Annotated in this window: 7 protein-coding genes; all 7 read right to left on the minus strand. The window is 60.6% G+C overall.

All coding sequences use genetic code 11. From position 1 onward, the window contains the following. Positions 1-392: 392 nt before the first annotated feature. The 7 genes from DXD56_RS09690 to DXD56_RS09720 all read right to left on the minus strand — a co-directional run bounded on the left by DXD56_RS09690 (position 393) and on the right by DXD56_RS09720 (position 8,832). Complete coding sequence (locus DXD56_RS09690; RefSeq protein ID WP_006235309.1) at positions 393-1,334, minus strand: transketolase family protein; 942 nt, start codon at positions 1,332-1,334, stop codon at positions 393-395. 1 nt (position 1,335) lies between these two features. Next, positions 1,336-2,166 (minus strand): transketolase, encoded by an 831-nt coding sequence (locus DXD56_RS09695; RefSeq protein ID WP_117641059.1) that lies wholly within the window; start codon positions 2,164-2,166, stop codon positions 1,336-1,338. Between the two features lie 208 nt (positions 2,167-2,374). Beyond that, positions 2,375-3,265 (minus strand): YitT family protein, encoded by an 891-nt coding sequence (locus tag DXD56_RS09700; protein ID WP_117641060.1) that lies wholly within the window; start codon positions 3,263-3,265, stop codon positions 2,375-2,377. A gap of 166 nt (positions 3,266-3,431) precedes the next feature. Beyond that, on the minus strand, positions 3,432-4,580 hold the full coding sequence (prfB, locus tag DXD56_RS09705; protein WP_117641061.1) for a peptide chain release factor 2: 1,149 nt from the start codon (positions 4,578-4,580) through the stop codon (positions 3,432-3,434). Then, positions 4,580-7,387, minus strand: a complete 2,808-nt coding sequence (secA, locus tag DXD56_RS09710) for a preprotein translocase subunit SecA (protein ID WP_117641062.1) — start codon at positions 7,385-7,387, stop codon at positions 4,580-4,582. The genes prfB and secA overlap by 1 nt, the downstream gene beginning before the upstream one ends. A 307-nt stretch (positions 7,388-7,694) precedes the next feature. After that, positions 7,695-8,120, minus strand: coding sequence for a 50S ribosomal protein L31 (rpmE, locus tag DXD56_RS09715; RefSeq protein WP_006235303.1), 426 nt, complete (start codon positions 8,118-8,120; stop codon positions 7,695-7,697). 367 nt (positions 8,121-8,487) lie between these two features. Next, positions 8,488-8,832: a hypothetical protein gene (locus DXD56_RS09720; RefSeq protein WP_117641063.1), complete on the minus strand. Its 345-nt coding sequence runs from the start codon at positions 8,830-8,832 to the stop codon at positions 8,488-8,490. Positions 8,833-8,885: the final 53 nt, after the last annotated feature.

An 8,885-nucleotide genomic window follows, 5' to 3' on the forward strand; every position in this document is an offset into this window, starting at 1 on the left:
TATTTGCTCAATGTGTTCGGCTGAGATCGGAAATCAACCCTCACCGACCGGGCGCAGGGTTACCTCCCAAATCGTCCTCGCGCATGGCCGGCATTTGTCCTGCTCCTGCGGAGCTGCGGACAAACGCCGGCCTGCGCTGCGGAAAGATTTGGGAGGTAACCCTGCGCCCGGCCTGCGGCTACTATGGGGCCGACGCACCAACTTGAGATGCTGCGCATACAAAATTGGAAGGGTCTGAATTGCACTTTGTTGGGATGGGCTCGTTTCCCCATGGGAACTTTGCTTGGCAGGACTCTAATTTAAATTCAGCATAAACAGGGGCACCCTCTTTGAGGACGCCCCTGTTCTGGCTTGTTTGCGGTTGTCGACGCGATACTTTGCCTCGTCTTGCCTTATGCCAAGAACTCCTTGGTGGTCGCCACGATGTTGGCGGCGTCCAGGCCGTACTTGTGCAGGAGCTCGGCGCCCGGGCCGGACTCGCCAAAGGTATCGTTGACGCCGATCTTCTTGAGCGGCGTCGGGCACTGCTCGCACAGGACGTCGGCAACGGCGCTGCCCAGGCCACCGATCACAGAGTGCTCCTCGACGGTCACGACGTGGCCGGTCTTGGTGGCGCTCTTGACGATCAGGTCGGCATCGATGGGCTTGATGGTGTGCATGTTGATGACCTCGGCGTCGATGCCCTCGGCAGCGAGCTGCTCGGCGGCCTCGAGAGCCTCGCCGACCATCAGGCCGCAGGCGATGATGGTCACATCGGCGCCCTCGCGCATGACAATGCCCTTACCCAACTCGAACTTGTAGGTCTCGGGGTCGTTGATAACCGGCGAGGCCAAACGGGCGAAGCGCATGTACACCGGACCGTCGCACTCGTAGGCGGCGCGCGTCACGGCGCGGGCCTCCACGTCGTCGGCGGGAACAATTACGGTCATGCCGGGGATGACGCGCATGAGGGCGATATCCTCGCAGCACTGGTGCGTGGCGCCGTCCTCGCCCACCGAGATGCCGGCGTGCGTGGCACCGATCTTAACGTTGAGGTGCGGGTAGCCGATGGAGTTGCGGACCTGCTCAAAGGCGCGACCGGCAGCGAACATGGCAAAGGTACTCGCGAAGGCAACACGACCAGTGGTCGCGATACCGGCGGCGACGCCCATCAGGTTGCTCTCGGCGATACCCACGTCGAAGAAGCGGTCGGGGCAAGCGGCCTTAAACTTACCGGTCTGCGTGGCGGCGGCCAGGTCGGCGTCGAGGACCACAAAGTCATCGTGCTCGTTGGCGAGCTCGACGAGGGCCTCGCCGTAGCTTACACGCGTGGCGATTTTCTTGACGTCTGCCATCCTAGAGCTCCTCTCCGGCGGCCGTGAGCTCTGCCATGGCCTGCTCAAACTGTTCATCGTTGGGGGCCTTGCCGTGCCAACCAACCTGGTTCTCCATAAAGGACACGCCCTTGCCCTTCAGGGTCTCGGCGATAATGGCGGTCGGCTGGCCCTTGGTAGCGCGAGCCTCGGCAAAGGCGGCGCGGATCTGATCGAAATCGTTGCCGTCGGCAAGCTCCACCACGTGGAACTTAAAGGCGCGGAACTTGTCGGCGAGCGGCATGGGGTCGTTGACCTCCTCGACGGGACCGTCGATCTGCAGGCCGTTGTGGTCGACGATCACACAGAGGTTGTCGAGCTGCTGGTTGCCGGCAAACATGGCGGCCTCCCAAACCTGGCCCTCCTCGCTCTCGCCATCGCCCAGCAGGGCGTACGTGCGATAAGTATCGCCCCAGTGCTTGGCGGCAACGGCCATGCCCACGGCGGCGGAGATGCCCTGGCCGAGCGAACCGGTGGACATGTCAACGCCCGGAGTGTCGTTCATGTTGGGATGGCCCTGCAGGTGGCTGCCGATATGGCGCAGCGTCTTGAGGTCCTCTTTGGGGAAGAACCCGCGCTCGGCGAGCACGGCGTACAGGCCCGGAGCGCAATGGCCCTTGGAGAGCACAAAACGGTCGCGATCGGCCTTGCGGGGATCGGACGGGTCGACGTTCATTTCCTCAAAGTACAGATAGGTCATGATGTCGGCAGCGCCGAGCGAACCGCCCGGATGGCCGGACTTGGCAGCGTGCACGCCGGTGACGATGCCCTTCCTTACCTCGTTGGCAACCTTTTTGAGCTCTTCGTCGCTCATTGTGCCTTCCTTTCATCCTCTTTAGACAAGATGCGCACGACATGGAAAGGTAATCCCAACCCAGCCGCGATGCACGTACGTCCTTCATTATGCTGGAAACTGATGGCTTTACCAGACTTTTTATCATTATTTGAGCAATTGAGCAGGCAGAACCGCTGATGAAACGGTTTATCAATGTGAACGTCTTTTGGATGGGACGCGGTCGGCCCTACGCGCTAATGTCCTTGAATCCCTCGCCGAAAGCTTCCGTAACGTCGGCGACCGTCACGATGGCGTGAGGATCGCGCTCGCGCACGATCGTCTTGAGGGTATTGAGCTCTCGACGGCTCACGATGACCATGATCACCGGCTTCTCGGCACCCGAATACATGCCAGTCGCCTTAAACTTGGTACAACCACGACCCAGGCCATACATGATATCGGCAGCGATATCAGGGAACTTGTCCGAGATGATGAGTACCATACGGCGTTTGTTGCCACCATCGACCACGGCATCGATCACGTAGCCGCTAATGACCATCGAAAGGCCTGCATATAGTGCATTTTCGACTGAAAAGACCGGAGCCGACAGCGCGCATACGGCAACATCGATCGCCATGACGGTCGAGCCCACGGGCAGCGAGGTATTACGCGAGATGATTTGGCCAATCGTGTCCGAGCCGCCGGTGTTGGCGCCGGCGCGCAGCACCATGCCGTAACCGATGCCTGTAATAATGCCGCCCCACATGGCAGGGAGCATCAGGTCCGCATCCGCCAGAGGTGCTACAAACGGGGCGAACAGATCGGTAAAGAAGCCCAGCAGCACAAAGCCCGTCGCGGTCTGCACCACGTAGAACATGCCGCCCTCGCGCATAACGACCAGCAACAGCAAGGCGTTCATCACGATCGTCTGAATACCAACGGGAAGCGATATGCCGCGCGATGCGCCGACCGCCTGGATAATGGTGGCAAGGCCCGTAACACCACCGGCAGCAAGGCCGTTGGGAATCAAAAACAGGTCGGTCGCAATAGCGGCCAGAGCGCACCCCAACATAATCTGGGGCAGGTCGTGAAAGAAGTTCATCGATAGAATGCGCTTGATGTCCAGACGATATGCCATGCTACCTCCCTCAAAAAAGCGCACCCAAACGGATGCGCTTCGAACTTCTTGCTGTATTCGATTCTACCGATTCGCCGAACAAAAACCACCCCTGCGCAGGGTTTGCTTTGGATACAAAACCACCCTGCTCGGAGGGTTTTATCCATTTCCACATAAACCGGGCGGTTTATGCAGATGGGATCTCCGCGTCAGCGTTGCCAGTGGCCCAGCGATGGTAGCCAATAACAAACGGGTCCAGGTCGCCATCGTCAAGAACCGCCTCGACGTTGCTGGTCTCAACGCCCGTGCGTAGGTCCTTAACCATCTGATACGGGTAGAGCACGTAGCTGCGGATCTGGTTGCCAAAACCAATCGTGGTTTTGGGTCCGCGAATCTCATCCAGGGCCTCGGCGCGCTTCTCGAGCTCAATCTCGTACAGGCGAGCCTTGAGGATCTGCATGCACGCGGCCTTGTTCTGGATCTGGCTGCGCTCGTTTTGGCAGGTGACCACAATGCCGCTGGGGAAATGCGTCACGCGCACGGCGGAGTCGGTGGTGTTCACGCCCTGACCGCCCGGGCCGCTCGCGTGGTACACGTCCACGCGGATGTCATCGGGGCTGATCTCGATATCGATATCATCGGGTAGCACGGGGATGACCTCGACGCCGGCGAACGTGGTCTGGCGGCGTTTCTTGTCGTCGGTGGGGCTAATGCGCACCAAGCGGTGGACGCCGGCCTCGGCGCGCAGCATGCCAAATGCGTCCTTGCCCTCGACGGTAAAGGTCGCGCGGTCGATGCCGATGACCTCAGCAGCGGGGCAGTCGTTAATCGTGACCTTCCAGCCGCGACGCTGGCAGTACTTCATGTACATCTTAAAGAGCATGAAGGTCCAGTCCTGGGCCTCCAGACCACCCTGTCCGGGCTTGATGGTCACAATGGCATCGCCGTGATCGAACTCACCGGTAAACCAGCTCGAAAGCTCAAGCTCATCGATGGCACGGGCCAGGCGCTCAGCCGTGGCTGTAGCCTCCTCGCGAAGGGCGGCGGCATCGGGGTCATCCCCCATCTCCTCGGCAAGCTCCAGCGCGGCGCGGGCATCGGAAAGCTCGCCGCGCGCGTTGTCCACGGCAGCGATATCTTCCTTGGTGCGCGCGATTTCCTCCATGGTGGCACGGGCGGCGTCGGCGTCATCCCAAAAGCCGGGGGCCACGCTTTTGGCCTCGAGCTCGGTCACGCGCGTGCGCTTTTCGTCCAAGTGGAGATACGACTCGACCTCGCCGAGCCGGTCCGCAAACGCGTCCAGCTCGGCGGGCGTTACCTCTAAAGCCTCAGCCATTAACGATTCCTGCCGTGGCAGTACTTAAACTTCTTGCCGCTACCGCAGGGGCACGGGTCGTTGCGGCCCACGTTGACGTACGGATCGTCGCTCTCGGACTTGCGATAGGTGGTCACCTTGCCACCGTTGTTGACGGCAGCCGGACCACCCTGGACAGCCGTGCGGGCCTGCACCTGCGCCTGCTTGCGCAGCACCGAGTCGCCGTTGTCACCATCGACCTCGGCAGGACCGGAGAAGTGCGCACCCTCGAGCGCGGGCTCCTCCTTGTGCTCCACGGCACGCGGGGCAGCCTTGATCTCGATGCGCAGAACCGTGCGCAGGTAATCCTCGTACATGGTGTCGACGAGGATCTGGAACGCGCCGTAGGCCTCGGTCTTGTACTCGACCAGCGGGTCGCGCTGGCCAAAGCCGCGCAGGCCGATGCCGGTCTTGAGGTAGTCCATCTCCTGCAGGTAGTTCATCCAGCGGGTATCGATGACGCGCAGCATGACCTGGGTGTTGAGCTCGCGCATCAGGTCCTCGCCCAAGCGCTCGGCCTTCATGTTGTAGCACTTCTCTACGTAAGCCAGGACATCGGCAGCCAGAGCCTCATAATCCTCGTCGGGGAACTTCGGCGTATCGATGTGGCCGGTGAGCTCCACAACCCACTTGCGCAGGCCCTCCAGGTCGCGCTCGCCATCGTGACTGTCCTTGGTGCAGAACTCCTGAACGCAGCGGTACACGGTGTCGTGCATGACCTCGGTGATGTGGTCGGTCAGGTCCTTGCCGTCCAGAATCTTATTGCGCTCAGCGTAGATGACCTGGCGCTGCTTGTTCATGACGTCGTCGTACTCAAGGACGCTCTTGCGCATGGAGAAGTTGATGCTCTCGACCTTGTGCTGGGCGCTCTCGACGGCCTTGGAGATGATCTTGTGCTGGATGGGCATGTCGTCGCCCATGTCGGCCGTGACCATCATCTTGGAGACGCGGTCCATCTTGTCGCCACCGAACAGGCGCATGAGGTCGTCCTCGAGCGACAGGTAGAACTGGGTCTCGCCCGGATCGCCCTGACGGCCGGAGCGGCCGCGCAGCTGGTTGTCGATACGACGGGACTCGTGGCGCTCGGTGCCGATAACGGTCAGGCCGCCGGCGGCAAGCACGCGCTCGCGCTCGGCCTTGCAGGTCTCCTTGGCCTCGGCGTTAAACTGCTCAAGCTGCTCGGGCGTCACGTCCTCCATGGTCAGGCCCTCGTACTCAAGGCGCTCGCGCACCAGCTCGTCGGGGTTGCCGCCCAACAGGATGTCGGTACCACGACCGGCCATGTTGGTAGCGATGGTCACGGCGCCGTAGCGTCCGGCCTGGGCAACGATATGAGCCTCGCGCTCATGGTGCTTGGCGTTGAGGACCTCGTGCGCGATGCCGCGCTTGGTAAGGGCGGCCGACAGCTTCTCGGAGCTCTCGATGGAGACGGTGCCCACCAGGACCGGCTGGCCCTTGGCGTGACGCTGCTCGACATCGTCGGCGACGGCGTTGTACTTGGCCTGAATGGTACGGTACACCAGGTCCTCGTGGTCAACACGCTGAACGGGTTTGTTGGAGGGGATGACCTCGACGGGCAGCTTGTAGATCTCGCGGAACTCGGCATCCTCGGTGAGTGCCGTACCGGTCATGCCGGAGAGCTTGTCATACAGACGGAAGTAGTTCTGCAAGGTGATAGTGGCCAGCGTCTGGTTCTCCTCGCGTACAAGCACGCCCTCTTTGGCCTCGATGGCCTGGTGCAGGCCCTCGGAGTAACGGCGGCCTTCCATAATGCGGCCGGTGAACTCGTCGACGATCTTGACCTCGCCGTTGGTGACCACATACTGCTTGTCGCGGTGGAACATGTACTGGGCCTTCAGCGCCTGCTGCAGGTGGTTGACCAGCTGGCCGGAGAGATCGGCATAGATGTCATCGATACCCAGGCGGCGCTCGATCTTCTTAAGACCGCGCTCGGTGGCAGCGATGGTGTGCTTGGCCTCGTCCATGACGTAGTCGCCCGTGGGTTCAACGTCCTCGGTGGCGGTAAGCATGTCGTGCGACACGTCCTCGCCGCGCTCAAGGCCACGCACGGCACGCGCGAAGTCCTTGTAGGTACTGGCGGACTTGGTGCCAGCGCCCGAGATGATCAGCGGGGTGCGAGCCTCATCGATCAGGATGGAGTCAACCTCGTCGACGATGGCGTAGTTGTGGCCGCGCTGCACGCGCTGCTCGGGACGGGTAACCATGTTGTCGCGCAGGTAGTCGAAACCGAACTCGGAGTTGGTACCGTAGGTGACGTCTGCCTGGTAGGCCGGGCGCTTAAGCTCGAGCGGCATGTTGTTCTGGAGCAGACCGACGGTCATGCCCAGGTACTTGTAGATGCGGCCCATCCACTCGGAGTCGCGCTTGGCAAGGTAATCATTGACAGTAACGACGTGCACGCCCTTGCCGGCAATAGCGTTGAGATAGCCGGCCAACGTGGAGACGAGGGTCTTGCCTTCGCCAGTCTTCATCTCGGCGATGTGGCCCTCGTGCAGTGCCATGGCGCCAATGAGCTGCACGTCAAAGTGGCGCATACCCATGGTGCGCTTGGAAGCCTCGCGCACGGTGGCAAAGGCCTCGGGGAGCATGTCGTCGAGCGACTCACCGTTGGCGTAACGCTCACGGAACTTATCGGTCTGGCCGCGGAGTTCCTCCTCGGTCATCTTCTCAAACTGGGGCTCAAGACCGTTGATCTGGTCGACGATCTTGTAGTAGCGCTTAAGGTCCTTATCGGATCCAAAGGACAGCAGCTTTGACATGAATCCCATGTGGTTTTCCTTTTTGGCCATCGCCCACGCCGTGCAGCTGCGGGCGAGTTAAACACAGATGATTGTACTTTAGCCAAACAAGGCGCGGCCTATACGGTCGACCTCGACCGCCACGTAATAACTATGACCAACCTGCCGCAATGGAACAGGTTTATTTTGGCAGGTTTTATCTGAGCAAACGCCGTCTCTCTGCCATTTGGTGCCACGGGGACAGGTTAGCTTGCGCCAATAAAAAGAAAAGGGCCGCGCACCCAAATGGATGCACGGCCCTCATGCCATGAATGCGAGTGATTCCGCGGCGAGCTATTTACTCAGCAGCCTCGGTGGTCTCGGCCTCGGCAGCGGCCTCCTCGACGGGAGCCTCTGCGGGAGCCTCGGCGGCCTGCTTGGCAGCCTCCTCGGCGAACTTAGCGGCACGCTTAGCCTTCTCGGCAGCCTTAGCCTCAGCGGCGGCCTTGCGAGCGGCCTCGGCCTCAGCAGCCTTGGCGGCCTTGGCAGCCTTGGCCTCCTCAGCCTTCTTGAGCTGGGCGGCAGCGGCGCCACCGAACTTGTCGGCGAAGCGCTGGACGCGTCCACCGGTGTCGACGAACTTCTGCTGGCCGGTGTAGAACGGGTGGCACTCGTTGCAAAGCTCGACCTTCATCTCGGACACGGTAGCGTGCGTCTTGAAGGTGTTGCCGCAGGAGCACGTCACCGTGCACTCGACATACTGGGGATGGATACCCTGCTTCATGGTAGGACTCCTTATTGGTCAGGCGCTGGTTACCGATCAGCGCATAAGGCGTCTTGGTTTCCGACCAAGACAACAAACTCGGCTATGGTACCACGGCGCCGCGTGTCCCACAAAAGGTTCACGGTCTTTTCGGAACGACACGAATCTGACCCATCGAAACACATCTCCACCGTTCCTTCAACTGGGAAAATGCCGTCCCCGGGGCCTGAGAAGGGCCCCGGGGACGTTCGACTGACTGCGGGAACGGCCTTTCCGCTCAATGTGTTCGGCTGAGATCGGAAATCAACCAAACTGAACTAGGTTCAGTTGACATGGTTAAAAACGAGGGGCGACGCTTTTGCGTCACCCCTCGTCCCGGCCGGTTGCTTTAGTTGTACACACGGTAGTTACACTTGAACTGGGTTATGTGTCCATAGTTGGAGCGGTACCAACCCGACGTATAGCTGATTGCCTCTGCGCCTAGATAGTCGTAGCCCTTGTTGTAGCGAAGCTGACGGTAGATCGTGTCGTACTCTGCTACGTAAAACGTGTCTCCAGAGAAGGCTTTGTACCGGTCTTTAACCGTCGAAGCCATGTACGCGGGTTCGACATCGCCTTTCTCTCCGTTGAGCGCATAGACGGGTGCCGCGATTCCGCATAAAGCCGTTGCCACGAGGATGGCGTAGACAGCCATGCGCGACGCGTTGGACTTCAGCTGTTCAAATAGTTTCATGTCATTCACCTTCCTCGTATGTATCGAGGTATTCCTGCTTGAGCGTCTGCGAG

The organism is Collinsella sp. TM06-3, assembly GCF_003436395.1.
In the GTDB taxonomy this organism is placed as follows: Bacteria; Actinomycetota; Coriobacteriia; order Coriobacteriales; family Coriobacteriaceae; genus Collinsella.

Excerpts from the sequence above, each read along its gene's own strand:
- DXD56_RS09690 (WP_006235309.1), bottom strand. The coding sequence starts at position 1,334 with ATGGCAGACGTCAAGAAAATCGCCACGCGTGTAAGCTACGGCGAGGCC.
- DXD56_RS09695 (WP_117641059.1), bottom strand. The coding sequence starts at position 2,166 with ATGAGCGACGAAGAGCTCAAAAAGGTTGCCAACGAGGTAAGGAAGGGC.
- DXD56_RS09700 (WP_117641060.1), bottom strand. The coding sequence starts at position 3,265 with ATGGCATATCGTCTGGACATCAAGCGCATTCTATCGATGAACTTCTTT.
- prfB (WP_117641061.1), bottom strand. The coding sequence starts at position 4,580 with ATGGCTGAGGCTTTAGAGGTAACGCCCGCCGAGCTGGACGCGTTTGCG.
- secA (WP_117641062.1), bottom strand. The coding sequence starts at position 7,387 with ATGGGATTCATGTCAAAGCTGCTGTCCTTTGGATCCGATAAGGACCTT.
- rpmE (WP_006235303.1), bottom strand. The coding sequence starts at position 8,120 with ATGAAGCAGGGTATCCATCCCCAGTATGTCGAGTGCACGGTGACGTGC.
- DXD56_RS09720 (WP_117641063.1), bottom strand. The coding sequence starts at position 8,832 with ATGAAACTATTTGAACAGCTGAAGTCCAACGCGTCGCGCATGGCTGTC.